This window comes from Streptomyces sp. YGL11-2, assembly GCF_050054615.1.
GTDB lineage: Bacteria > Actinomycetota > Actinomycetes > Streptomycetales > Streptomycetaceae > Streptomyces.
Map to the genome: position 1 here is coordinate 1 of NZ_JBNHIN010000076.1, position 24,013 is coordinate 24,013.

General features: G+C 70.5%; 20 protein-coding genes and 4 pseudogenes. 16 read left to right on the top strand and 8 right to left on the bottom strand.

The features are described 5' to 3' along the window. Positions 1 to 82: 82 nt before the first annotated feature. A pseudogene (locus ACO1BR_RS40385) lies at positions 83 to 643 on the bottom strand (Tn3 family transposase); the annotation flags it as partial. 294 nt (positions 644 to 937) lie between these two features. Here ACO1BR_RS40385 and ACO1BR_RS40390 point away from each other — a divergent pair. Continuing rightward, complete coding sequence (locus tag ACO1BR_RS40390; RefSeq protein WP_426800092.1) at positions 938 to 2,002, top strand: PP2C family protein-serine/threonine phosphatase; 1,065 nt, start codon at positions 938 to 940, stop codon at positions 2,000 to 2,002. Positions 2,003 to 2,269: 267 nt separating this feature from the next. Here the strand turns inward: ACO1BR_RS40390 and ACO1BR_RS40395 are convergent, their stop codons facing one another. Continuing rightward, on the bottom strand, positions 2,270 to 3,238 hold the full coding sequence (locus ACO1BR_RS40395; protein ID WP_426800093.1) for a LysR family transcriptional regulator: 969 nt from the start codon (positions 3,236 to 3,238) through the stop codon (positions 2,270 to 2,272). Positions 3,239 to 3,338: 100 nt separating this feature from the next. Between ACO1BR_RS40395 and ACO1BR_RS40400 the strand changes: the two genes are divergently transcribed. Then, a complete protein-coding gene (locus tag ACO1BR_RS40400; protein WP_426800094.1) occupies positions 3,339 to 4,622 on the top strand; it encodes a M6 family metalloprotease domain-containing protein in 1,284 nt (427 codons plus the stop codon). Between the two features lie 167 nt (positions 4,623 to 4,789). Here the strand turns inward: ACO1BR_RS40400 and ACO1BR_RS40405 are convergent, their stop codons facing one another. The 5 genes from ACO1BR_RS40405 to ACO1BR_RS40425 are packed head-to-tail and all read right to left on the bottom strand — an operon-like array spanning position 4,790 to position 10,555. Continuing rightward, on the bottom strand, positions 4,790 to 5,812 hold the full coding sequence (locus tag ACO1BR_RS40405; RefSeq protein WP_426800095.1) for an ABC transporter ATP-binding protein: 1,023 nt from the start codon (positions 5,810 to 5,812) through the stop codon (positions 4,790 to 4,792). Continuing rightward, positions 5,809 to 6,867 (bottom strand): ABC transporter ATP-binding protein, encoded by a 1,059-nt coding sequence (locus tag ACO1BR_RS40410; protein WP_426800096.1) that lies wholly within the window; start codon positions 6,865 to 6,867, stop codon positions 5,809 to 5,811. The genes ACO1BR_RS40405 and ACO1BR_RS40410 overlap by 4 nt, the downstream gene beginning before the upstream one ends. Continuing rightward, positions 6,867 to 7,853 (bottom strand): ABC transporter permease, encoded by a 987-nt coding sequence (locus tag ACO1BR_RS40415; RefSeq protein WP_426800097.1) that lies wholly within the window; start codon positions 7,851 to 7,853, stop codon positions 6,867 to 6,869. Before ACO1BR_RS40415 ends, ACO1BR_RS40410 begins: the two co-directional genes overlap by 1 nt. Further along, entirely contained in the window at positions 7,850 to 8,803 is a 954-nt protein-coding gene (locus ACO1BR_RS40420) for an ABC transporter permease (RefSeq protein ID WP_426800098.1), read from the bottom strand. The genes ACO1BR_RS40415 and ACO1BR_RS40420 overlap by 4 nt, the downstream gene beginning before the upstream one ends. A 15-nt stretch (positions 8,804 to 8,818) precedes the next feature. Further along, on the bottom strand, positions 8,819 to 10,555 hold the full coding sequence (locus tag ACO1BR_RS40425) for an ABC transporter substrate-binding protein (RefSeq protein ID WP_426800099.1): 1,737 nt from the start codon (positions 10,553 to 10,555) through the stop codon (positions 8,819 to 8,821). 202 nt (positions 10,556 to 10,757) lie between these two features. On the opposite strand from ACO1BR_RS40425, the gene ACO1BR_RS40430 reads away from it, so the two are divergent. From ACO1BR_RS40430 to ACO1BR_RS40475, 10 genes and pseudogenes are all read left to right on the top strand, one after another. Beyond that, entirely contained in the window at positions 10,758 to 11,972 is a 1,215-nt protein-coding gene (locus ACO1BR_RS40430) for an NAD(P)/FAD-dependent oxidoreductase (RefSeq protein WP_426800100.1), read from the top strand. Next, positions 11,962 to 12,282: a (2Fe-2S)-binding protein gene (locus tag ACO1BR_RS40435; RefSeq protein WP_426800101.1), complete on the top strand. Its 321-nt coding sequence runs from the start codon at positions 11,962 to 11,964 to the stop codon at positions 12,280 to 12,282. Before ACO1BR_RS40430 ends, ACO1BR_RS40435 begins: the two co-directional genes overlap by 11 nt. Beyond that, a complete protein-coding gene (locus ACO1BR_RS40440) occupies positions 12,263 to 13,756 on the top strand; it encodes an FAD-dependent oxidoreductase (RefSeq protein ID WP_426800102.1) in 1,494 nt (497 codons plus the stop codon). The genes ACO1BR_RS40435 and ACO1BR_RS40440 overlap by 20 nt, the downstream gene beginning before the upstream one ends. An 83-nt stretch (positions 13,757 to 13,839) precedes the next feature. Continuing rightward, positions 13,840 to 14,760, top strand: coding sequence for a dihydrodipicolinate synthase family protein (locus ACO1BR_RS40445; RefSeq protein ID WP_426800103.1), 921 nt, complete (start codon positions 13,840 to 13,842; stop codon positions 14,758 to 14,760). A 15-nt stretch (positions 14,761 to 14,775) separates the two neighbouring features. Beyond that, entirely contained in the window at positions 14,776 to 15,780 is a 1,005-nt protein-coding gene (locus ACO1BR_RS40450; protein ID WP_426800104.1) for a proline racemase family protein, read from the top strand. Then, on the top strand, positions 15,777 to 17,159 hold the full coding sequence (locus tag ACO1BR_RS40455; RefSeq protein ID WP_426800105.1) for an aldehyde dehydrogenase family protein: 1,383 nt from the start codon (positions 15,777 to 15,779) through the stop codon (positions 17,157 to 17,159). Before ACO1BR_RS40450 ends, ACO1BR_RS40455 begins: the two co-directional genes overlap by 4 nt. 79 nt (positions 17,160 to 17,238) lie before the next feature. Then, complete coding sequence (locus ACO1BR_RS40460; protein WP_426800106.1) at positions 17,239 to 17,955, top strand: GntR family transcriptional regulator; 717 nt, start codon at positions 17,239 to 17,241, stop codon at positions 17,953 to 17,955. 15 nt (positions 17,956 to 17,970) lie between these two features. Further along, positions 17,971 to 19,236: an alpha/beta fold hydrolase gene (locus ACO1BR_RS40465; protein ID WP_426800107.1), complete on the top strand. Its 1,266-nt coding sequence runs from the start codon at positions 17,971 to 17,973 to the stop codon at positions 19,234 to 19,236. 14 nt (positions 19,237 to 19,250) lie between these two features. After that, positions 19,251 to 19,358: pseudogene (locus ACO1BR_RS40470) on the top strand (IS630 family transposase); the annotation flags it as partial. Further along, positions 19,357 to 19,742, top strand: a pseudogene (locus ACO1BR_RS40475) (transposase); the annotation flags it as partial. The pseudogenes ACO1BR_RS40470 and ACO1BR_RS40475, both read left to right, overlap by 2 nt. Positions 19,743 to 20,650: 908 nt before the next feature. Here ACO1BR_RS40475 and ACO1BR_RS40480 read toward each other — a convergent pair. Further along, positions 20,651 to 21,046 (bottom strand): hypothetical protein, encoded by a 396-nt coding sequence (locus ACO1BR_RS40480; protein WP_426800108.1) that lies wholly within the window; start codon positions 21,044 to 21,046, stop codon positions 20,651 to 20,653. A gap of 161 nt (positions 21,047 to 21,207) precedes the next feature. On the opposite strand from ACO1BR_RS40480, the gene ACO1BR_RS40485 reads away from it, so the two are divergent. From ACO1BR_RS40485 to ACO1BR_RS40500, 4 genes and pseudogenes are all read left to right on the top strand, one after another. After that, entirely contained in the window at positions 21,208 to 21,369 is a 162-nt protein-coding gene (locus ACO1BR_RS40485) for a hypothetical protein (RefSeq protein ID WP_426800109.1), read from the top strand. Positions 21,370 to 21,601: 232 nt separating this feature from the next. Then, positions 21,602 to 21,700 (top strand): annotated as a pseudogene (locus ACO1BR_RS40490) (type I-C CRISPR-associated protein Cas7/Csd2); the annotation flags it as partial. A 108-nt stretch (positions 21,701 to 21,808) separates the two neighbouring features. Next, positions 21,809 to 22,405, top strand: a complete 597-nt coding sequence (locus tag ACO1BR_RS40495; RefSeq protein WP_426800110.1) for a TetR/AcrR family transcriptional regulator — start codon at positions 21,809 to 21,811, stop codon at positions 22,403 to 22,405. A gap of 132 nt (positions 22,406 to 22,537) precedes the next feature. Continuing rightward, a complete protein-coding gene (locus ACO1BR_RS40500) occupies positions 22,538 to 23,761 on the top strand; it encodes an MFS transporter (RefSeq protein ID WP_426800111.1) in 1,224 nt (407 codons plus the stop codon). The last annotated feature ends 252 nt before the right edge of the window (positions 23,762 to 24,013 follow it).

Sequence of the window (24,013 nt, forward strand, 5' to 3'; positions counted from 1 at the left end):
ACGCGGAGCCCCGTTCGCCTACCCCGACTTCACCGAACCGCTTGACACCAGGCTCACCGGCCTAACTTCCCGGGCTTGGGGTAAAGACAGGCAGCGGCTGGCCCTGCGTATCCGCATGCACGGTGGTGGGCTTGGCCTCGGAGGCGTTCTTGAGCAGGCCCTCGATGATGTAGACGGCCTCCCATGCCCCACACGGAATGAAATGAGTGAAAAGCGCAATATAGGTGTCGGAGATGTGGTGGTACGCAATGCCACCCGGCTTCCCGTACCGGACGGACGTCTCGGCGAGCAGGTTGTCGAGGTAGGTGTCCATGTGGGTGCCGTCGGCGGCCACGGCGGTGCCGTCGCCCCACGCCTGCGAGATGTCCAGGCGGGCGTGCGCGTTCACCAGGTCGGCGATGGCCTCGTTCATGTGCCCCGGACTACTGCAACTGCAGTCCATGTCTCTCGCCTCCTTCCGACCGGAGAGCACGCGGGCGCTGGACGACGCGGCAAGGAGCGGACCGGTCACTGCTGTATGTCGCCTCCATGGCGGCCATGGTGCTGCGAGACCGCTCACCACCGGTCGGTATGCATCACGTGACCGACGATTCACCGATCGTGTCGAGCGGATGTGCCGAAGCGGCCCCGTGGCCACGGTCATCTCAAGATCACGGCCTCGCCCCGCCCTGGCCGCGAAGCTCGGCCCGGTGACGTCCGATGACCGGCAGATGACGGGAAGAAGTGCAGGTGAACCGCCCTTGGTCACGGGTTGGGGTGCGCCTGCAACGAGCACAGCTGGCCCACAAGGCGTATATGTGAAGCCATTGGAGGTACAAACAGGGTGCGGTAAGCCAAACCGTGCGGTGGCTCCGTTCCTTCCGGGGCGCGAGCGAGGCCAGGCAGCAGGAGATGCACTGTGAAAGTCCTGCAACCCACGCTGGCGAAGATGCCGTGGATGCTCGCGGCGCTGGCCCTCGTGGCTGGAGTCCTGCTGGACCTTTTCGCGCCCCAGCCGTACACGGGACTCCCACTGCTGGCCGCCGCACCGCTCGTCGCGGGCGCCACGCTCTCCTTCCGCTCCGCGCTCGCCGTCGTGTGTGTCACGTGCGTGGTCTCGGTGGCGGTGGACATCGAACGCGGACGTCCGGCGACGCCGTTGTTCGTCGATCTGGCCGTGGTGGGCGTGATCGGCGTGCTGGCCCTCGCGGTCAACCGGCTCATTGTTCGGCAAGGACGCGATCTGGCGCTGGCCAGGGATGTCGCGGAGGCAGTCCAGCGAGCGGTGCTTCCGGACCCGCCGAGGGAGGTGGGGCCGCTGGCCGTTGCTGCCGGGTATACGGCGGCGCAGGCCGAGGCGCGGATCGGCGGTGATCTCTTCGCGGTGCAGGAGACGCCGTTCGGGGTGCGGATGATCATCGGGGATGTGCGGGGCAAAGGTATTGCGGCTGTCGCCGCAGTGTCGGTCGCGATCGGAGCGTTCCGTCAGGAGGCCGAGTACGCTCCCACCTTGGCCACGTTGGGACAGCGGATGGACGAGGCGATGGCCAGGACAGCGGCCCGAAGCGGCCCGGTGATCTCCACGGAGGGTTTCACCACCGCTCTGCTGGCCGAGGTCTCCGCCGATGGCGAGGTGCTGAGCCTGGTGAACCGCGGGCATCCGCCCCCGTACCTGGTTCACGACGGACAGGTCGTACGGCTCGATCCGACCGCCCCACAGCTGCCCCTCGGGGTGGGGCTGAGCGATACAGCTCCTGCCGGCTCGGTGCCTGTCGATGTGGTGCGACTGCCCCTGGGGGCCTCGCTGTTGCTGGTGACTGACGGTGTCACCGAGGCGCGGGATAAGCGGGGGACTTTCTATGATCCGGTCTCCTCAGGGCGTATGCGCAGGCGGTTCAGGGACCCCGATGCCCTGGTGGATGCCCTGACCAAGGATGTTGGCCGCTGGACCGAGGGCAAACACGATGACGACATGGCCATCTTGGTGGTCACCCGGCGCCGCCGCCCTCCCCACGCCGCCTGAGCCGCGCCGACGTGACCGGCCGCCCACTGGTGTGGTGGCCGCGTGAGCGCGGCCCACGCAGGTAGTCAAGAGCGTCTTGTGGGGTCCAGATGGTCCAGGTCGGGGCTGAACGTACCCTCCACCCGTCCCAACTCGCGGCCCCCACCAACAACTTGGCGACGCGGGAACGGAGGATGGGTTTGTCAGTGGGGAGCGCGCTGACGCTGCGGCAGCGCGGGCGGGGGGCGGTAGGCACTGCACGCGGCGGGCAGCCGTACCCTGGCCAGCTCACGGCGGGGGCTGTGCGGCGTCCGGGTGCCGTTGCCGCCAGCGCGCGTATGTGGGGCTGTCGGCGCAGACTTTGAGGTAGCCGTCGCGGACGCGCCGGAGCAGCGCCTCGCTGTGCCTGGCGAGTGGACCGTCGTGGTGCCAGGCAAGGACATGGCGGTACCACAACGGGTTGCCGGCCAGCGGGCGTACGGCGATACCTGGCACGTCGATGAAGGTGGCCTGGCACAGGCTCACGGCCAGGCCCGCGCGGACGATCTCGATCAGCTGCCGTCCCTCGGCCTCGTAGGGGATACGGGGGTGGCGGCCGGTCAGGGCGAGGACGGATGACCAGTACTCGCGTGTGCGGTCGCTGTCCGGGCGGGGCGCGGCCCAGTCCTCCTCGGCGAGCCGGGCCAGGCTCACCTCCTCCAGGGCGGCCAGGGGGTGGCCGGCGGGCAGCAGCGCGAAGACGGGTTCCGTGACGAGTGGATGCAGGACCAGACCGTCGCGGGCCGCCGGATCCTGACCGGGGTGGTCGCCGAGGACCGCCGCCTCCAGGCGCCCGGCGCAGAGATCGTCCAGAAGCGGGGCGGGGGCGTACTGGCAGCGTGCGGTCACTTCGGTCGCTGCGGGAAGCAACTCCCGTATGGCGAGCAGGAGATGACCCAGGAGTGGGGCGCCTACCGAGCCGACGCGTACGCGGGTGGGTGCCGTGGTGGAACGCGTGGCACGATCGGTGTCGACGAGGAGTTGGTCGACGCCCGGAAGGATGGCGCGGGCGCGGGACAGTACCAGCTCACCGAGTGGAGTCGGTGAGGTGCCCGCCCGTCTGCGGTCGAACAGCGCGCCGCCCAGGAGGGTTTCGATCCGCCGTAGTTGGGCGCTCAGGCCAGGCTGGGTCGTCCTCAGTGCCGCGGCGGCTCGGGTGAGGCTGCCGGCCTCGGCGATGGCGCACACCACCCGCAGGTGCCGAATCTCCAGATCCATGGCGCGGATGTTATGGACCGGCGGGAGGTTCCTTACAGAGCCTGCACCCCTCAGTCTTGTGTGACATGTCACACGTTGTTCAGATGGAGGTTCACGCCCTATGAAGCTCTTGCGGTGTGTCGCCGGCGGTAGGCGTGCGGCGCTGATATCGGGGGTGCTCGCCGTCCTGTTGCCGGCTCTTGTCGGGATCCCGTCCGCCCAGGCATCCCTCGCATCCAAGGCGGCGGGAAGTCCCCACGCAACAGGGAGTTCCCACGCGGCGGACGGTCACAAGGCGGCGGACAGGCCGAAGGCGAGAGACCGTGCGGACGCCTGTGCGCTGCCGGGGCGTACCGGTTGGACGGACGAGGGCCACCGCACCGACTACTCCGTCTTCCAGCGACCCGCCGGGACCATCAAGGTCGGCATGATCTTCGTGGACTTCCCGGACGCCCCCGCAACCGAGTCCCCGGCCGACGACGCGGCTCAGATCACACCCGGCGCGGACTGGGTGTGGCGGTCGTCGTACGGCAAGGCATGGTTGGCCATCACCCAGCATCGGCGCTGGGTGCGGATGCCCCACAAGTCCACGGACTACCACTTCCAGCGCGGCTTCAGCCACGAGACGCACGAGGCGTACATCAAGGACGCGGTGGCCGCGGCGGATCCGGATGTGGACTTCTCCCGGTACGACATGGTGTATGTGGTGGCGACCAGGAACGCTCCGGCCATCTCCTTCACGCCGACGTATGTGTACGAGCCGGGTACGAAGGGCGTTGTCGCCGACGGCAAGCGCATCAAGTGGGCCGTCACCTTCGGTCAGGACATGTGGCACTGGGGTCCCAAACTGGTGGGTCACGAGACCGCGCACACCTTCGGGTTGCCCGACCTGTACGCCTTCGACGCGGGCAGCGACCCCCACCGGTTCGTCGGCGGGTGGGATGTGATGGGCCTGATCAGCGGGGCCGGGCCGCAGTACTTCGGCTGGGAGTCGTGGAAGCTCGGCTGGACCGGCGACAGCCAGGTTGCCTGCCGGGCGTCGGCGGGCAGTGACATCGTCCGGCTCTCCGCCGTCGAGTACGGCAGCGGCACGACACTGGCCGTGGTCCGCACCGGTCCGACGACGGCGTATGTGGTCGAGTCCAGGCGGGCGGCGCTCGCGGACACCGGGCTGTGTGCGACCGGGGCTCTCGTCTACAAGGTCGACTCGTCCGTCGAGACCGGCAAGGGGCCGATCCGGGTCATGGACGCCAAGCCCGGTGCCACCTCGGCGAGCGGGTGCCGGCCGCTGGACGATGCGCCGTACAGGGCCGGTCAGTCGTTCAGCGATCCGGGCGCTGGGGTGCGGATCGACGTACTGAGCGCGGACAGCCAGTCGGATACCGTACGCATCACCAAGGCGTAACTGTCCTGGTGGGTCGCGGGGGGGGGGGGGGGGGGGGGGGGGGGGGGGGGGGGNCAGTCGGATACCGTACGCATCACCAAGGCGTAACTGTCCTGGTGGGTCGCGTGGTTGTGCCGTGGAGCAGCTTGTGGCTCCAGGGCACAACCACGTCCACCGGCGTCGGCGGGTCAGGCCGGCTCGGGGAAGTGGCAGGCGACTTGGCGTCCGGTCGCGGGCACGGTATCCGTCAGGACCGGGGCCTCGGTCCGGCAGCGGGCCTGGGCCTTGGGGCAGCGCGGATGGAAGGTGCAGCCGGGCGGGGGTGCGGCAGGACTGGGCGGGTCTCCGAGCAGCGTGATGCGCTCCCGGGTCCGTTCGGCGACCGGGTCGGGCAGCGGTACGGCGGACAGCAGTGCCCGGGTGTAGGGATGCGCGGGGGCCGCGTACACCTGACGCTTCGGTCCGATCTCGACGATGCGGCCCAGGTACATCACGGCGACCCGGTCGCAGACCCGCTTGACCACCGACAGGTCGTGCGCGATGAAGAGATAGGCGAGCCCGAGTTCGTTCCGCAGGCGTTCCATGAGATTGACGATCTGCGCCTGTACGGAGACGTCGAGCGCGGAGACCGGTTCGTCCGCGATGATCAGGCGGGGGCGGGTGGCCAGCGCGCGGGCGATGCCGATGCGCTGGGCCTGCCCGCCGGAGAACTCGTGCGGATAGCGGTCGAGGTGCTCGGGGATGAGCCCGACCAGCTCCATCAGTTCGGCGGCCCGGCGGCGGGCGTCGGCCGCTGAACTGCCCTGCACCAGCAGGGGGTCGGAGATGATCCTGGCGACGGTCTGGCGGGGGTTGAGGGACGAGTGGGGGTCCTGGAAGACCATCTGGAGGTGGCGGCGCAGCGGGCGCAGTTCCCGAGGGCCGAGGTGACTGATGTCGTGTGCGTCGAAGGTGATCGAGCCGCTTGTCGGCTCCAGGAGGCGCACGATCATGCGGCCGGTGGTGGTCTTGCCGCAGCCTGACTCCCCGACCAGACCGAGGGTTTCGCCCGCCGCCACCTCGAAGCTGACGCCGTCGACGGCCCGGACCGGGGCTGTCCGGCCGCGCTTGCCGGGGAAGGTCTTGGTCACATCGCGGACGGTGAGCAGTGGTGCCGCGTCATGGCGTGGTGAGCGGGCGGCCGGGGGAGGGGAGGTGCTGGTCGACGTCACGGGGTGGCCTTTCGGATCTGGTCCGGGTGCTCGGGACGTGGGCGCCCGGGGGCGGTGGCCGGGCCGAGGGGCAGATGGCAGGCGACCGCGCGGCTGCCGGCGGTGGTGGCCAGGCGGGGCCTGAGGTGTGCGCAGCGCTCCCGGTCCTCCTCGCCGGCGGCCGCCGCACGCGGGCAGCGGGGCGCGAAGGCACAGCCCGGGGCGGGGGTGAGCAGCGAGGGCGGACTGCCGGGGACCGCGCGCAGCGGGGTGTCTTCGGGGTCGTCGAGCCGGGGGAGCGAGTCGAGCAGACCGCGCGTGTACGGGTGGGCCGGGGCGGCGAACACCGCGTCCACCGGAGCCTGTTCGGCAGCCCGGCCGCCGTACATGACCAGGACGTCGTGGGCGACCCGGGCGACCACGCCGAGGTCATGGGTGATCATGGCGACGGCGAGGGAGCGTTCCTCCTGGAGTCGGGCGATCAGCTCCAGTATCTGGGCCTGGACGGTGACGTCCAGGGCGGTCGTCGGCTCGTCGGCGATGAGGAGATCGGGCTCGCAGACCAGGGCCATGGCGATCATCACCCGCTGCCGCATACCGCCGGAGAACTGGTGCGGGTATTCGCCGGCCCGGCGCCGCGGCTCCGGGATCCCGACCTCGGCGAGCATGTCCACGGCTCGGCTCCGGGCGGCGGAGCGGCGCGAGCCGAAGTGCACCCGGTGGTGTTCGGCTATCTGCTCGCCGACCGTGTAGTAGGGGTGGAGGCTGGAGAGCGGGTCCTGGAAGACCATCGCCATTCGGCGGCCACGCAGCCGGCTCAGATCGCGCTCGGCGAGCCCGACCAGCTGCCGGCCGTCCAGGACGACCGAACCGGTGACCTCGGCCCCGTTGTGCAGCCCCATCACGGCCAGCGATGTGACGGACTTGCCGGAGCCGGACTCCCCGACGATGCCGAGGGTCCGGCCGCGGTGGATGTCGAAGGAGAGCGCGTCGACGGCCCGCACGGGGCCGTCCTTGGTGGCGAACGTGACCGTCAAGTCCCTTACGGACAGCAGGGGTTCGGTGTCTGCGGGCATCACAGTCTCACTCGGGGGTCGACGACGGCGTAGAGGAGGTCGACGGCCAGGTTGGCGACGACGATGAAGGTGGCGGCGAGGAGGGTGACGCCGAGGATCACCGGTTGGTCACCGGTGGAGAGGGCGCCGTAGAAGAGCCGCCCGATGCCGGGGAGCCCGAAGAGGGATTCGGTGATCACCGCGCCCGCGAGCAGTCCGCCCAGGTCCATGCCGAACAGGGTGAGGATCGGGGTCATGCCGGAGCGCAGGCCGTGCTTGACGACGACGGTGCGGCGGGGCAGGCCCTTGGCGCGGGCGGTGCGGATGTAGGGCTCCGCCATCGTCTCGATCATTGAACTGCGGCTCTGGCGGGCGTACATGGCCGCGTACAGGACGGCCAGTGCCAGCCACGGCAGCAGCAGGTTCGAGGCCCAGCGTGCGGGATCGTCGGTGAAGGGCACATAACTGGGATACGGGAGCAGGTCCGCCACCCGGATGAGGCCGTAGATCAGCATCATCGAGGTGAAGTAGACGGGCAGTGAGGCGGCGCCGACTGCGCCGACCATCAGGACCCGGTCGGTGAGGGTGTCCTTGCGCAGTGCCGCGGCGACCCCGGCGCTCAGGCCGAGCGCCAGCCACAGCACCGCGGCCCCCAGGGCGAGCGAGGCGGAGACCGGCAGGCGGTCCATGAGGAGGTCCCAGACGGCCTCGCTGTTCTCGTACGAGTAGCCCAGGCACGGAAAGCCGCAGTGCAGGGTGTACTGGCCGCTGCCCATCGTGCGGCCGGTGAAGATGCCGGAGAGGAAGTCCCAGAACTGCCGCCACAGGGGTTCGTCGAGCCCCATGTGCGAGCGGATCGCGGCCAGGCGGTCGGCGCTGCATGCCTTGCCGCAGGCTGCGGCGGCTGGGTCGGAGGGCAGGACGTAGAAAATGACGAAGGTGACGGCGGCGACGGCGATCAGCACACCGATGACGCCGGCCAGTCGCCGCAGGGTGTAGAGGATCATGTCCGGCTTCCCCTCGGGTCGAGGATGTCCCGCAGGGCGTCGCCGAGCAGCGTGAACGCGAGCACGGTCAGGAACAGACAGGCACTGGGGATGACGAAGTACATGGGGTCCGTGTCGTAGAAGGAGACGCTCTCGGCGATCATCTGGCCCCAGGACGGAGTGGGCGGGCGGACGCCGACGCCGAGATAGCTCAGGGCGGCCTCGGTGGCGATCATTCCGGGAATGATCAGAGTGGTGTACGCGATGACGGGTCCCGCGACGCCGGGCAGCACGTCGCGGGTGAGGATCCGCCAGGAGCCGGCGCCGCCGACCCGGGCCGCGTCGACGTACTCGCGGTGTCTGAGCGAGAGTGTCTGGCCGCGGACGACGCGGGCGACGCCGGGCCAGCCGAACAGGCCGATGACCGCGGTCATCAGCACGATCCGGTTGACGTCCTTGGCCACCGACATCATGGCGATCATGAAGATGAGGGAGGGGAAGGACATGGCGAGGTCCGAGATCCTGCTCAGGATCGCGTCGGTACGGCCGCCGAAGTAGCCGGCCGCGATCCCGGCCGCCGTCCCGGCGATCACGACGATCGCGGTGGCCGTGAGGGCGATGAACAGGGAGACCTGGGCGCCGTGCACGACGCGGGCGAACAGATCGCGCCCGGTGACCGGTTCGACGCCCAGCCAGTGGTCTGCGGAGATGCCGCCGAGCGGCCCGATGGGGGTGCCGCCCAGGTAGGGGTCGACGGCGGTTTTGTCGAAGTCGTCGGGCGACCAGCCGGCGAGCGAACTCAGCAGCGGGGCGGCGGCTGCCATGAACAGGAACAGCCCGACGATGGCGAGGGAGATCTTGACGGAGGTGCGTCGGCCCAGTTCACGGCGGGCCAGTCGCCACGGGCTGCTGGGCACGGCGGAGGTGGTGACCGCCGCCGCGGCGGGCGGTGCGGGTGCGGACGAGTGCATGGGACCGAACTCCCTTCAGTTCTTGGATTTCGACGGGTCCTTGAGGCCCACGGAGGCGTAGTCCAGCTGCCCGCCGAAGGAGGTCTGGCCATACGCGCCCGCGATGTTGCTGCCGAGTACCAGGGGCCAGCGGCGCACCAGGATCGGGACGGCGGGGGCCTTCTTGAGGATTTCGCCGTCGAGCTGCCGCCAGGCGTCGTTGGCCTGCCGGGTGTCGGTCATCGCGGCGATCTCGTCCATCCGCCGCATGGTCGGCTGGTCGCGGAAGAGGGAGTGGTTTCCGGAGTTGCCCTTCTCCTTGATGTAGCGGCCGTCGAAAACGAAGGGGAGGAAGGTCGATCCGGAGGGGTAGTCGGGGCACCACCCTGTATAGACGAGGTCGGTGCGGTTGGCGGTGTCGCCGATGGTGGCGTAGAACGCCGACGGGTCGACGGTGTTGATGGTGACTTTGATGCCGGCCTTGGCAAGGGACTGCTGGATGGCTTCGGCACGGCCCTTGTCACCGGTCGAGACGGTGATCTCGGTGGCGAAGCCGTCCGGCTTGCCCGCCTCCTTGAGCAGCTGCCTGGCTTTGGTGAGGTCTCCGGTGGCGGGGATCTTGAGGGTGTCCGGCTGCTTGCCACCAAAGAGCGTGGCGGGCATGTACGCGGTGGACAGGTCGTTGAAGGCCGGGCCGCCGGATGCGGTCAGGACGGAGTCCTTGTCGAGGGCGTACTGCACTGCCTGACGGACTCTCACGTCGTTGAACGGGGCCCGCCCGGTGTGCATCTGGAGCATGTCCGTGCAGTTCTGGGACTCCGCCAGCAGGCGGTTGCGGACCTCGGGGTGCGGCAGCACTTTGGCCGCGCTCTCCGGCCGCAGCGCGAACCAGGGGACGGCGGAGGCGTCCGTGCCCTGGCCGGCGATGAGCCGGTCGTCGATCTGGTTGGCCTTCAGTCCCATCGCCACGACCAGCTTGTCCGGGTACGCCTTGCGGATCGGATCGGTCTTCGGGTCCCAGTACGGGTTGCGGACCAGGACGAGCCGCTTGCCCCGCCCGTACGACTCGATCTTGTACGGGCCCGAGGAGAACGGCCGGTTGTCGTAGCGCGGCCCGTTGTCCCGGGACTTGGGCACGGGGGCGAAGGTCGGCAGCACCGTGGCGTTGGGGAACTCGGCGAAGGGCTTGCGGAGTTCGAAGACGATGGTGTGGTCGTCCGGTGTCTTGACGGAGTCGAGGTGATCGCCCTGTGCGGGCCCCTTGTACCCCTCGGCGCCGGCCAGATAGCGGGCCGCGTAGTCGGCGCCGCCGGGAAGGTCGGGCGAGAAGGACCGCTCCACGTTGTACTTGACGTCCTGGGCGGTGACGGGTGTCCCGTCCTCGTATCTGACGCCCTTCTTCAGGTGGAAGGTCCAGGTCCGGGCGCCGTTGGAGGAGGTGCCGAGGTCGGTGGCGAGATCGGGGACGAGCGTGCCGCCCGCGGTGCCGGGAGCCGATCGGTAGGTCACCAGGGTGCGGTAGAGCAGTCTGGTGCCGAAGTCCATGGTGCTGACGACCCAGTTGCGGGCCGGGTCGAGGTGGTCGAAGTCCTGGTCGGACAGGACGGTGAGGGTGCCGCCCCGCTTCGGGGTGCCGCCGACGACCGCGCCCTGGTTGGTGAGAGCGGGGTTCTTGCCGTCCGCGGAGTGCCTGCCGGCGGAGCAGCCGGCGGTGCCGAGGACGAGGGCGGCCGTCAGTGGGACGGCGAGGGCGGTACAGGTGCGCTTGTTCATGAGTGGTCCACTCCGTGAGCAGTCGAACAGCCGCGCAGGCCGGAAGCCTGTAAAATAGTAATGTGAAATTGCACTGACAAGATGTCGACCGCTCCCGTTACCCAGCTGTGCTCAAGCGTCAAATCGGCTCGGGGGCAAGGGGATTGGCGGCGCGGCATCCCTTGGCAACTGCAGTGCAATGTGAAATATTACTGACGTGCCCATGAGAAATCCCCCGGATCTCATCGTCGTCGGTGCCGGCGTGGTCGGCGCCGCCTGTGCGTACTACGCGGCCCGCGCCGGCTTGACCGTCACCGTGATCGACCGCGGCTCCGTCGCCGGTGGAACCACCGGTGCCGGCGAAGGCAACCTCCTGGTGTCCGACAAGGAGCCCGGACCCGAACTCGAACTCGCCATGCTCTCCACGCAGTTGTGGCGCGAACTGGCCGAGGTCCTGCCACCGCGGATCGAATACGAGGCCAAAGGCGGACTCGTCGTCGCCTCCGACGGCCAGGCCATGGCTGCCCTGCGGGACTTCGCCGCGCGCCAGGCGCAGCACGGGGTCTCGACCGAAACGGTGCCCGGCGAACGGCTCCGCGAACTCGAACCCCACCTGGCGCCGGACCTCACAGGCGGTGTGCACTACCCGCAGGACGCGCAGGTGCAGCCCGCTCTCGCCGCCGCCCACCTGCTCCGCGCGGCCGGCGACCGGCTGCAACTGCGGCTCGGCGAGGAAGTGACCGCGATCCTCACCGCTCCCTCCGGAGAGGTCCGGGGAGTACGGACATCCACCGGTGAACTCCAGGCCCCGTACGTCGTGAACGCGGCCGGGACCTGGGGCGGCGAACTGGCCCGGCTCGCCGGCGTGGAGCTGCCGGTCCGTCCCCGGCGCGGCTTCGTCCTCGTCACCGAGCCGCTGCCCCGCGTGGTGCGGCGCAAGGTGTACGCCGCGGACTATGTCGCCGACGTCGCCAGCGACTCCGCGGCCCTCCAGACCTCGGCCGTCGTCGAAGGCACCCCGGCCGGCCCCGTCCTGATCGGTGCCAGCCGCGAACGCGTCGGCTTCGACTGCTCCCTGTCGGTGGAGGCGCTGCGCTGCCTCGCCGGGCAGGCGGTACGGCTCTTCCCGGTCCTCGCCACGGTGCGAGCCCTGCGCACGTACGCGGGCTTCCGCCCCTATCTGCCCGACCATCTGCCCGCAATCGGTCCCGATCCGCGCAGACCCGGGCTGCTGCATGCCTGCGGCCACGAAGGAGCGGGCATCGGTCTCGCCCCGGCCACCGGTCGGATCATCGCGGACAGCCTGATGGGCAGCCAACTCCCCCTGGACATCCGCTCGTTCAGGCCCGAACGGTTCGGCCGGGAGGAAGCCCCCGTGACCTCCGTGCCCGGCACTCGCCCCGATTTCCCCCGAAAGGAGCCGCGCCATGGCGCGTGACCGCAGCCCCGCCGAGCTCGTCGGTGCGGCGCCCGACACCGCATTCGAGATCACCTTCGACGGGCGGCCGATCACCGTGCTGCCCGGCCAGTCCGTGGCCGCCGCGCTGTGGGCCGCGGGCATCCTCGCCTGGCGCACCACCCGTATCGGCGGACGGCCGCGCGGCGCCTTCTGCGGCATCGGGCACTGCTTCGACTGCCTGGCCACCGTCAACGGCGAGCCCAACCGCCGGGCCTGCCTGGTCCCGGCGCACCCCGGCGACACCGTCACCACCCAGGAAGGACACGGCCATGCCGAGCTCGCCGTCTGACGCCCCGGAGTACGACCTCGCGGTGATCGGGGCGGGCGCCGCGGGCCTCGCCGGTGCCGTCAGCGCCGCTGAACTCGGCCTGACTGTCGCTCTGTTGGACTCGGCAGCACACCCGGGCGGGCAGTTTTACCGGCACCCCGCCCCGGCCCTCGGCGCCACCCGTCCCGAGGCCCTGCACCACGACTGGTCCACCTTCGCCGAGCTGCGCCGCCGCCTGGCGGACAGCGGCGCGAGGCATCTGGCCGGACACCATGTCTGGACGGTCGTCCGGGCGGAGCCGCCGACGGACTGGTGGGAGGTGCACGCCGTCACCGGAGCGGACGGCAACGGGGAACGCCAGGTCCGGGTGCGGGCCCGTGCGGTCCTGCTCGCCACCGGCGCGTATGAACGTCAACTACCCTTCCCCGGCTGGACGTTGCCAGGTGTGGTGGGTGCCGGGGGAGCGCAGGCGATGCTGAAGTCCGGTCTGGTGCTGCCCGGGCGGCGGGTGGTGGTGGCGGGCAGCGGTCCGCTGCTGCTGGCCGTCGCCGCGTCGCTCGCCTCGGCGGGTGCCTGTGTCCCGGCGGTGGTCGAGGCGTCCGGCTACCTCGGCTACGCCCGCCACCCCCGCACCCTCGCCGCCAACGCGCACAAGATGGCTGAGGCCGCGGTGCACGGCGCGGCGCTGCTGCGGCACCGGGTGCGGCTGCGCACCCGCAGCGCGGTGACCCAGGTGCACGCGGCCGACCGCGTGGCGGCTGTCACGGTCTCCCGGCTCGACCGCGCCTGGCGGCCCGTACCGGGGACCGGCCGGCGCATCGCCTGCGACGCCCTGGCGGTGGGCCACGGCCTGGTCCCGCAACTCGAACTCGCCACCGGCCTGGGCTGTGCCACCCGGCCTACCCAGGACGGCACCTCCGCCCTCGACCTCGACGCAGACCAGCAGACCTCCGTCCCCGGCATCTGGGCGGCGGGCGAGACGGGCGGCGTCGGTGGCGTCCGACTCGCCTGCGTAGAGGGCGAGTTGGCGGGCGTCGCGATCGCGGCCCGGTTGCGTGAACGGCCTGCGCTCACCGCCGGCGGGCGCGTCCGCACGCTGCGCCGCCGCCGCGACCGGATGCGCGCCTTCGCCGCCGTGATGGCCGCCGCACACGCACCCGGCCCCGGATGGAGCCGGTGGCTGGACGACGCGACGGACGTGTGCCGTTGCGAGGAGGTCACCGCGGGCCGCATCCGCGAGGCGGTCGCCGACTACGGCGCCCGTGACGCCCGCACCGTCAAACTCCTCACCCGCGCCGGCATGGGCTGGTGCCAGGGCCGGATGTGCGGGACGGCCGTGGCCTGCCTGGCGGGGGAGGGGCAAGGAGCCCAGCGGTCGCCGTCGCCGGAGCGCCGGCCGCTGGCCGTGCCGGTCCGGTTGGAGATGCTCGGAGCCCTCGCCGAAACGGCCGCTCAGGAAACCCCGCCCTCGGAGGTGTCACCGCCTCCTCGATGAGCTGTCACCCACCCCAGAAGAGCTGTCATCCACCGCGGGAAGTACCCGCCCCACAGCAGCCGCCTCATAGAAGGGTTCCCTCCATGACCACCACCTCCGCCACCCCCACCTGGAGCGCCGAACGCCCCTGGCGCGGCATCATGGTCGCCACCGCCCTCCCCCTGCGGGAGGACCTGTCCGTCGACTACGACGCCTATGCCGCACATGTCCGCCGACTCATCGACAACGGCTGCGACGGCGTCGTGCCCAACGGCTCCCTCGGCGAGTACCAGACCCTGACCGACGAGGAACGTGCCCGGGTGGTGCGCACCGCCGTCGAGGCGGCCGGCGACGGTGCGCGGGTGATGCCCGGCGTGGCCGCGTACGGCAGCGCCGCGGCGTGCCGCTGGGCCGAGCAGGCCGCCGAAGCGGGCTGCGGCAGCGTCCTGTTGCTGCCGCCCAACGCCTACCGCGCCGACGAGTCCGCCGTACAGGCCCACTACGCCGAGGTCGCGCGGGCCGGGCTGCCGATCGTGGCCTACAACAACCCCATCGACACCAAGGTCGACCTCACCCCCGACCTCCTCGCCCACCTCCACGGCGAGGGCCGCATCGTCGCGGTCAAGGAGTTCACCGGAGACGTGCGCCGGGCTTACCAACTGGCCGAACTCGCCCCCGAGCTCGACCTGTTGATCGGCGCGGACGACGTACTGGTGGAGCTCGCACTGGCCGGTGCCGTCGGCTGGATCGCCGGATACCCCAATGCCTTCCCCGCCGCCTGCGCCGAGCTCTACCACGCAGCCGTGGCCCACGACCTGCACACCGCCCTGCCGCTGTACAAGTCCTTGCACCCACTGCTGCGCTGGGACTCCAGGACCGAGTTCGTGCAGGCCATCAAGTACTCCATGGACATCGTCGGCCGCCACGGGGGCCCCACCCGGCCGCCGCGTCTGCCACTGCCCGCGGGGATCGCGGCCGAGGTACGGGCCACCACCGAGAAGGCCGTCGCGGCCGGCCACCACTGACCCGGAGGGAGACCCATGCGCACCCGCCACGTCTTCCAAGCGGTCGACTCGCACACCGAGGGCATGCCCACCCGCGTGATCACCGGCGGCGTCGGGGTGATCCCCGGCGCCACCATGGCCGAACGCAGGCTGCACTTCATCGAGCACCTGGACCACCTGCGCACCCTGCTCATGTACGAGCCGCGGGGCCACGCCTCGATGAGCGGTGCCATCCTCCAGCCACCGACCCGCCCCGACGCCGACTACGGCGTCCTGTTCATCGAGGTCTCCGGCCTGCTGCCGATGTGCGGACACGGCACCATCGGCGTGGCCACCGTCCTCGTCGAGACCGGCATGGTCCCGGTCACCGAGCCCGTCACCACCGTCCGCCTCGACACCCCCGCCGGCCTGGTCGGCGTCGAGGTGCAGGTCGAGGACGGGCACGCCACGGCGGTCACGCTCACCAATGTGCCGGCCTTCTGCGTCGGCCTCGACCGCAAGGTGACCGTACCCGGCCACGGCACCGTGACCTACGACCTCGCCTTCGGCGGCAACTTCTACGCCTTCGTCGAACTCGACGCGCTGGGCCTGCCGTTCGACCGCGCACGCAAGGACGAACTGCTCGCCGCGGGACTCGCCATCATGGACGCGATCAACGCCTCGCCCGACCGGCCCGTCCACCCCACCCAGCCGGAGATCGCCGGCGTCAAACACGTCTACCTCGCCGCCCCCGGCTCCGACGCGCACCGCTCCCGGCACGCCATGGCCATCCACCCGGGCTGGTTCGACCGCTCCCCGTGCGGCACCGGCACCAGCGCACGCATGGCCCAGCTGCACGCCCGCGGCGAGCTGCCGCTGGAACGGGACTTCATCAACGAGTCGTTCATCGGCACCCGGTTCACCGGCCGCCTCATCGCCGAGACGCAGATCGGCGACATCCCCGCCGTCGTGCCCCGCATCACCGGACGCGCCTGGATCACCGGCACCGCCCAGTACTTCCTCGACCCCGACGACCCCTTCCCCGGAGGCTTCCTCCTGTGACCACCGACCTGGCCCCGGTCGTCTCCCGCAACCCGGCCGACCCCTCCGACCTCCTCGTACACACCCCCGCGTCCGGCGCGTCCGGCGTCGCCAACGCCGTCGCGCGCGCCCGCACGGCCCAGTCCGGCTGGCTGCACGGCGGCGCCGCGGCCCGCTCGGCCGCGCTCGCCGCGATCGCCACCGCCATCGAGGCAGCCGCGGACGAACTGACCGCCCTCGCCGTCCGCGAGGTGGGCAAGCCCGTCACCGAAGCCCGCGCCGAGGTCGCCCGCACCGCCGCGATCTGGCGCTATTACGCCGCCGCCCCCTACGACCCCACCGGTGCCGTCCACGAGCCGGCCACCGGCTCCGGACTGCTGCTCACCCGCCGCCGCCCGCACGGCGTCGCCGGCCTGATCACCCCGTGGAACTTCCCGTTCGCGATCCCCAGCTGGAAGGCCGCCCCGGCACTCGCGACCGGCAACACCGTCGTCCTCAAGCCCGCACCCGAAGCCACCGCCTGTGCCCAGCGCCTCGCCGAGATCGTCCAACAGGCCCTACCGGAGGGGGTGTTCACGGTGCTGCCCGGCGGTGCCATCGAGGGCAACGCCGTCGCCTCGGCCGCCGACGCCGTCTCGTTCACCGGCTCCACCGTGGTCGGCCAGACCGTCGCACGCACCGCCACCGCACGCGGCATCCCCGTACAGGCCGAGATGGGCGGGCTGAACGCGGCGATCGTCCTGCCGGACGCCGACCTGGACACCGCCGCCGCCCACCTCGCCTCCGCGATCGCCGGATACGCCGGTCAGAAGTGCACCGCAACCAGCCGCGTGATCGCGGTGGGCGCCGCCCTCGGCCCGCTGCGCGAGGCACTGGCCGAGCACCTGCGGGCACTGCCGGTGGGCGACCCCGCCGACCCCGCCACCGTATGCGGCCCCCTCATCAGCGAACCGGCCCGCAGCCGGGTGGTCGAGGCGGCCCAGGGACTCCCCGAAGTCGCGGTCGCCCGCGTGCCCGGCGAGAGCGGCGGCTGGTTCGCCGCCCCGACCCTGGTGGAGAACGTGCCCCCAGGACACCGGCTGCTGCGCGAGGAAGTCTTCGGCCCGCTCGCCGTGCTGCTCGCCGCCGACGACCTGGCCCAGGCGGTACGGATCGCCAATTCCGTCCCGTACGGCCTGGTCACCTCGGTGCACACGGCATCGTTCGACGCGGTCCTGAACGGACTCGACCAGCTCGACACCGGCATGATCCGCCTCAACGCACCCTCCACCGGCGTGGACTTCCATCTGCCGTTCGGCGGCACCAAGGCATCCAGTCGCGGCCCGCGCGAACAGGGCAGCGCCGCCCTGGACTTCTACACCTCGACCCGGACCTACACTCTCGTCCCCGCGCACCCATAGCCACCTGCGAAAACAACGTGACATTGTACGCTGGTCATCCGCTCGGCCACGGGCGACCGGCACGAAGGGAACCACGACCATGGGCCACCTGGAACAGCGCAACCTCAACACCACCAGGGAGCGCCTGCGCGACCAGGTGGCCCACGCCCTGCGGGCGGCTCTGATCTCGGGTGAACTCCGGCCCGGCGAGGTGTACTCGGCGCCCGTCCTGGCCGAGGACTTCGGGATCTCCGCCACCCCGGTGCGCGAGGCGATGCTCGACCTGACCCGGGAGGGGCTGGTCGAGCCGGTCCGCAACAAGGGGTTCCGGGTCACTGAGGTCAACGAACGCGACCTCGACCAGTACACGGAGATCCGCACCCTCATAGAGGTCCCGATGGTCGCCCGGATCACGCGCACCGCCTCCCGCGCGGAGTTGGAGGAGCTGCGTCCGGTCGCCGAGGAGATCGTGCGCGCCGCCCGTGACCACGACCTCATCGGCTACCTGGAAGCCGACCGCCGGTTCCACCTCTCCCTGCTCGCCCTGGCCGGCAACGACCGGCTCGTGGAGACCGTCGGCGACCTGCGCAAACGCTCCCGCCTCTACGGCCTGACCGCCCTGGACGAACGTGACCAGCTGCTCCCCTCGGCCGAGGAGCACCTCGAACTCCTGGACCTGATGGTGGCCGGTGACGTCGAGGCCGCCGAGGCGTGCATGACCCGCCACCTCGGCCACGTCCGCTCCCTGTGGGCCGAGAGCGCCCAGGAACAGAAGCCCGCCCGGCGCAGCCTGCACGCCCGCCTGAAACCCCGCTGACCGAATGCGAGAAGCATGAACCCCGCATACACCACCGTCGACCACGTCTTCACCGTCCCACTGGACCACACCGACCCCGGCGGCGACACCCTGCAGGTCTTCGCCCGCGAGATCGCCGACCCGTCCCGCTCCGGCGAGCAACTGCCCTGGCTGCTGTATCTTCAGGGCGGTCCGGGCGGCAAGTCCCCCCGCCCGTCGGGAAAGTCGCCCGGCTGGCTGGCCCACGCGCTGAAGACACACCGGGTCCTCCTCCTCGATCAGCGCGGCACCGGCCGCTCCACCCCCCTCACCGCACGGGTCGCCGCCCGCTTCCCCGATCCGAAACAACTCGCCGCATATCTGGGCCACTTCAGAGCCGACTCCATCGTGGCCGATGCGGAACTGATCCGCCGCGAACTGTCCGGCGGACAACCCTGGGAAACCCTCGGCCAGAGCTACGGCGGCTTCCTCACCCTCACCTACCTCTCCCAGGCACCCGAAGGGCTCAGGGCGTGCTACGTCGCCGGCGGCCTGCCGGGTCTGACCGCCACCGCCGACGAGGTCTACGCACGCACCTTCCCCCGGGTACGGGACCGGGTCCGCGACTTCTACGCCCGATACCCCGACGACGCTCCGCGCCTGCGCCACATAGCCGACCTGCTCGCGTCCCGGGACATACGTCTGCCCGACGGCGACCGCCTCACCGTCCGCCGCCTGCGAACCCTCGGCATGACCCTCGGCATGGGCGACGGATTCGAGCGCCTGCACTGGCTTTTCGACGAAGCCCTGGACGGCAACGGCGAGTTGACCGACACCTTCCTGTACCAGGCGATGGCCCTGACCGGCTTCACCGACAACCCGCTGTACGCCGTCCTTCAGGAAACCCTCTACGGACAGGGCGCCGGCTCCACCGGCTGGGCCGCCGCCCGCACCCACGCCGCCCTCCCCGAGTTCGCCGAGGACGCCGATCCCCTGCTGCTCACCGGCGAGATGATCTACCCCTGGATGTTCGAGGACATCCGCGGTCTGCGCCCTTTCGTGGACGCCGCCGACACGCTCGCCCGCCGCACCGACTGGCCGCCCCTGTACGACCCGGCCCGCCTCGCCGCCAACACCGTCCCGCTCGCCGCGGTCGTCTACCACGACGACATGTACGTGGACGCGGGCCTGTCCCTCGACACCGCCCGCACCATCGGCACCGCCCGCACCTGGGTCACCAACGAATGGGAACACGACGGGCTCGCCGCCTCGGGCGACCTGATCCTCACCCGCCTGATGGACCTGGCCGCGGGCCGCGTCTGACACGCCGGGCCGGGGTGCGGGCGCACGTCAAGCGCATCCTGGCCAACCTCGCCGTGGTCGCCCTCGACCGACTCGAAGCCCTCGTACGCAACCGGCTCAAACGCCTCCAGTACCGGCCCGACCTTGGCCGCGCTCAAGAGCGTCCAGGCGGCCGTCCGGACGGCGCCCCCGTCTACGTGATCTTGGGCAACCCGTCCGCCCACACCGGAGCGAAGATCCGCCGCTGGGCGGCAAAGAACAAGGTCGAGCTGTGCTTCACCCCGCCGAACGCCTCCTGGGCGAATCCGATCGAGTCGCACTTCGGGCCGCTGCGGCAGTTCACCCTCGCCAACTCGGATCATCCCCACCACACCGTCCAGACCCGGAAGTTGCACCGCTACCTGCACTGGCGCAACACCAACGCCCGCCACCCCGACGTCCTGGCGGCCCAGCGCAGGGGACGCGCCCATATCCGCGGCGAGAAAGGCATCCGGTGGGGCAGCCGACCGCCCTCCATCGCATGCTGACGGCCAGGACACCACCAATGCCCGGTGCTGAGGACATCCCGCGTGTCAGGTGCCGTTGCTGCCAAGGTGCCGGGCCCGAGCGCGGTGACCTGGGCGGACAGGTCCGACAGGGAGGAATCACGCAGTGCGGCGGCGCGTGCGAGCCGGGCCACGTCGTTCACCCAGGCGCCGGTGGCCCCGTCGTCCTCGCCGATCCGGGCGAACCCCCGGTCCAGCAGGCCGCGGGCTTCGTCGTCCCGATGTCGAGCCACCGCTTTTACCGCGCCGACGGCATTGGCCAGGGCACTGGCCGGCCGTGACCACTCACCCTCACGGGCGCGCGCCGCCGGATTCCCCGCGTCGTAGTGCAGGTCATCCGCGACCGATGCGGTGCGGACATCCAGATCAAGCCGCCAGAACAGCGGCACCCCCACGAAGCGGACGAACAGCAAGCGGCGGCGGTCGGAACGGTGAAAGTCCGGGTCAGTGCGGACGTTGTCGACCGGCCGAACCTCACCCAATGCCTCCACCACGCGGGCCAGACAGTCCGGGAACTGCGCGTCCGGCACGACCCACGCGACGTCGATGTCGCTGAAGGCGTCCGCAGTACCTGACGCCAGCGAGCCGATCAGCGCCGTACTTGAGCCCGGACAACACCTCTTCAGCGCGAGGCACACCGCGGCGGCCAGGGCGGCACGATCGGTCTCTCTCGCCATAACGCACACCGTAGTCTGCCCCACATCACACCAATCGTCCTCAGCACTCCCTACCGAAACCGACCGTTCCAACCGGCGAACCTTCCCGGTCACAGCACTAGCGAAGGTGCTCGGGCCGGGCCGCTGCCGGCTGTCGGATTGCGTGGACGGTGGCGGTCAGCACCAGTAACAGCCCGATCCCGCCTGGGGGGGCTCCATAGCCGACGCCGATGATCAGCGCCGCGAAACCGAGCCCTGCGACGTTACCGGCCGCCTTGTGCCCCGGCGAGCGCGGCATCCGTCGCCTGAGCCAGAAGATGTAGAGGTGAACGCGGCGCAGGTGCCGAGCGCGGGCCAGTGCCCGGCTTTCACGGCGACGAGTCCGCAAGCCGCCACCGTGGCGAGGTCGAAGGCGAGCAGCTGCAACCAGCGCCACACGACGAGCCGTAGCGGCACCTCCCGCTCCGAGAGCGTGGACCAGTCGACCGGACGCAGCCGTTCACCGCTGTCGGTGAACTCCCCGACCAGCGCGCGCACCCGATCCGGGCCGGCCGGCGTGCTCAGGCGGTCGAGGAGCTCGTCTGTCGAGGGGCGGGGGTCCTGCGACGGGCCGGTGTCCTTCTCGCTCATATCTCGCTCACGGCAGGGCACCCTAACAACACCTCCCTGGCTTCTCCCGACGGGCCGCCTCTACCCGCTTCGGCTCCGCCTGCTGCACGACGTCGAACGACCACAGGGTGGAGTCGCGAGGGCCGCGGGGCCGCGTTCGCTGCCCGATGACATGCGCGGCCATGGACCGTGTCGACTGGTGGGACGGATTCGGCTGGTACGCCTTGCTGGCCTCCCTGTTGGAGCCGCTGTTCCTCGTGCTCCAGTTGGCAGCGTCCTCCTACGCACTCGAATTGGCTGTCAGGTTCAGCGCCGAACGAGAGGGCGCCACTTCGGGATCGTGAGGCACCTTTCACTACCGAGTGGCGCTGGTGAGGTCCACCCATATCGAGAGGGCGTGGTGCCAGGGCCGCACTTCACCGACAACCAGCTCGATCGTGCTTCCCACCGCTCTTAGGTTCCAGGCCAGTTGACGTACTCCCGGCTCTCCTCCGCGGCTGATGACGTCCAGTGATGCGCCGACCGGCTCGTATCCGTGGATCTTCGCGGTGATGCACCACGGCTGGTGGCAAGAGCATCGTCCCCTACCGCCTCTACCGGGGCGAAGGGCACTTCAGTGCCCCGCTGGCCGGCCGGTTCGGAGTCACTGCCGGTGACCTCGCTGCATTCTGGCAGGCATTCACGATCAGGCTCGACCACGACCGGGCCTCAGCCCGTGGAGAGGTGGCGCTGCGCGGACCGCCCTTATTGCATCGTCCGTTCCAAAACGGCTATGGTTCACCCATGGCCCGACCACGGATGTTCGATGAGGAGCGGGCCCTGGACGCGGCGATGCGCGCCTTCTGGGCGAACGGCTATGAGGCCACTTCGACCCAGGACCTGTGCGAGGCCACGGGCCTGGGTCGCAGCAGCATCTACAACGCGTTCAGCAGCAAGCGTGATCTGTTCACACGTGCGCTGGCCCGCTATATCGACATGATGACCTCTGTCCAGATCGCCGTCCTGGAGGACGCGGAGCGGCCGGCGATGGAGCGCATCCGCGCGATGTTCACCATGGTCATCGATGGAGAATTCGAGGCGCGGCGCGACGGTCGCAGCGTCGGCTGCCTGACCGTCAATACCACCGTGGAGCTCGCCCGGCGGGATGCGGAGGCGGCCGCCATCCTGGAGCGTGACCTCGTGCGCCGACTCGACTCCTGGCGCGCGGTGCTGGCGAGCGGGCAGCGCGACGGGGACATCACCACCGCACGGGACGCGGGGGAACTCGCCCGCTTCCTCAACGCCGTCATCGGCGGTATGCGGATCTCCGCCCAAGGCGGTGCGGATCGCGCCGTGCTGGAGTCCATCGCGACAACGGCGATGGACGCGCTGACCTGTTGAGGTCGAACCGCTGAGCCCTACCTGATCGCCGCCGTCTTCGGCAGGGCGCCGCATCCGTATGGCCAAATTTTGTACTGATCGATCTAAAACAATGCTGGCAACCCCGACCACATCCCACCCCGGAGTACCTGTATGCCTCGTGCTGTCTACGTTCTGGCCATGGGCATCTTCGCCATGGTGACCAGCGAATTCGTCGTCGCCGGGCTGATGCCGCAGATGGCGCAAGGGCTGAACGCCACCATCCCGCAGATCGGCTACCTCATCACCGCCTTCGCTGCCGCCATGGCAGCGGGCGGGCCTTTCCTGACCGTGGCAGTGATGAGGATGCGTCAGAAGCAGGCCCTGATCCTGTTGTTCGCGACCTTCCTGGCGGGCGATCTCCTGGCCGCCACGGCTGCCACGTACGGGGTGATGATGGTGGCCCGGATAGTCACCGGCATCGCCTCGCAGGCGTTCTTCGGCGTCGCCATCTCCCTGTGCGCCCAACTGACTCGTCCGGAGGTGCGCGGCCGCGCGGTGGCGGTGGCGCTGAACGGGCTCATGCTGGGCACACTCCTCGGCCTGCCGCTGTCCACCGTGATCGGTGAACGGCTGGGCTGGCGGGCCGCGTTCTGGGCCGTCGCCATCCTGACGGTCATCGCCGCACTGTGCACTGCCGCCGGTGTGCCCCAGCTGGAGCGAGCCGCCGCCGACGGCGGCGGCTTCCGGCAAGAACTGCACGTTTTCAAGAAGCCGAGGCTGTGGGTGACCTTCTCCACCAGCACCTGCATCATCGGCGCGACCTTCTCCGCCTTCAGCTACCTCAACCCGATCCTCACCCAGATCACCGGGTTCGCCGGCAGCACGGTTCCCCTGCTGCTGATCGGCTACGGCGCCGCCACCGTGGTCGGCAACACCATCGTCGGACGGCTCGCCGACCGGCACACCATCAGCGTGCTGCTGTGCGGGCTTGCGCTGAACCTGGCCTTCCTCGTCGGATTCGCGTTACTGGCCCACCTCGACGTTCCAGCCGTGGTGTGCATGCTGGGCATCGGCCTGGTCGGCGTGACAATGAACCCCGCGCTGGTCACCCGCGTTCAGCGCACCGGCAACGCCCGACCGCTCGTCAACACCGTCCACTCCTCCTTCATCACCCTCGGCATCATCATCGCCACGTCGGTCGGAGGCATGGGCATCGACGCCTTCGGCCTGCGCGCCCCGCTGTGGATCGGAGCGGGCCTGGCCGCCCTGGGACTCGGCACGCTGCTACCCGAACTCAGGGAACGGCGTACGACGATGGCCGAACCGGCATCCGCCCCGGCGCCCACGCCGACCATCCGCGTCGGATCAGGAAACGCTCAGGGCAGTACCGAATAGTCCTGCACACGGGAACGGGCCGCCGGACACGGAAGCGGATGCAGACGGCGGACCGGGCCCGGCTGGCAACGCATCGCCGCCTGTGGTGGGGCTCGTTCAATGAGCTGCGGCCGCACAACTCCCATCACCCGCTTGGCGTGTCGCCGACAGGCCGGCCGGTGCGGTGGTGCGCATCGCGCGGGTGGTCTGCGCGGCCTTCTCGGCACGCATCGCCTCATGGCGCAGCGCGTGCGGCCGGGCAGGTTTCCGGCG

Bases quoted from the DNA above. Each gene is read 5' to 3' on its own strand.
- ACO1BR_RS40390 (WP_426800092.1), top strand. From the start codon at position 938: ATGCTCGCGGCGCTGGCCCTCGTGGCTGGAGTCCTGCTGGACCTTTTC.
- ACO1BR_RS40425 (WP_426800099.1), bottom strand. From the start codon at position 10,555: ATGAACAAGCGCACCTGTACCGCCCTCGCCGTCCCACTGACGGCCGCC.
- ACO1BR_RS40410 (WP_426800096.1), bottom strand. From the start codon at position 6,867: ATGCCCGCAGACACCGAACCCCTGCTGTCCGTAAGGGACTTGACGGTC.
- ACO1BR_RS40415 (WP_426800097.1), bottom strand. From the start codon at position 7,853: ATGATCCTCTACACCCTGCGGCGACTGGCCGGCGTCATCGGTGTGCTG.
- ACO1BR_RS40440 (WP_426800102.1), top strand. From the start codon at position 12,263: ATGCCGAGCTCGCCGTCTGACGCCCCGGAGTACGACCTCGCGGTGATC.
- ACO1BR_RS40395 (WP_426800093.1), bottom strand. From the start codon at position 3,238: ATGGATCTGGAGATTCGGCACCTGCGGGTGGTGTGCGCCATCGCCGAG.
- ACO1BR_RS40495 (WP_426800110.1), top strand. From the start codon at position 21,809: ATGGCCCGACCACGGATGTTCGATGAGGAGCGGGCCCTGGACGCGGCG.
- ACO1BR_RS40445 (WP_426800103.1), top strand. From the start codon at position 13,840: ATGACCACCACCTCCGCCACCCCCACCTGGAGCGCCGAACGCCCCTGG.
- ACO1BR_RS40465 (WP_426800107.1), top strand. From the start codon at position 17,971: ATGAACCCCGCATACACCACCGTCGACCACGTCTTCACCGTCCCACTG.
- ACO1BR_RS40400 (WP_426800094.1), top strand. From the start codon at position 3,339: ATGAAGCTCTTGCGGTGTGTCGCCGGCGGTAGGCGTGCGGCGCTGATA.
- ACO1BR_RS40485 (WP_426800109.1), top strand. From the start codon at position 21,208: ATGGACCGTGTCGACTGGTGGGACGGATTCGGCTGGTACGCCTTGCTG.
- ACO1BR_RS40460 (WP_426800106.1), top strand. From the start codon at position 17,239: ATGGGCCACCTGGAACAGCGCAACCTCAACACCACCAGGGAGCGCCTG.
- ACO1BR_RS40480 (WP_426800108.1), bottom strand. From the start codon at position 21,046: ATGAGCGAGAAGGACACCGGCCCGTCGCAGGACCCCCGCCCCTCGACA.
- ACO1BR_RS40435 (WP_426800101.1), top strand. From the start codon at position 11,962: ATGGCGCGTGACCGCAGCCCCGCCGAGCTCGTCGGTGCGGCGCCCGAC.
- ACO1BR_RS40420 (WP_426800098.1), bottom strand. From the start codon at position 8,803: ATGCACTCGTCCGCACCCGCACCGCCCGCCGCGGCGGCGGTCACCACC.
- ACO1BR_RS40430 (WP_426800100.1), top strand. From the start codon at position 10,758: ATGAGAAATCCCCCGGATCTCATCGTCGTCGGTGCCGGCGTGGTCGGC.
- ACO1BR_RS40450 (WP_426800104.1), top strand. From the start codon at position 14,776: ATGCGCACCCGCCACGTCTTCCAAGCGGTCGACTCGCACACCGAGGGC.
- ACO1BR_RS40500 (WP_426800111.1), top strand. From the start codon at position 22,538: ATGCCTCGTGCTGTCTACGTTCTGGCCATGGGCATCTTCGCCATGGTG.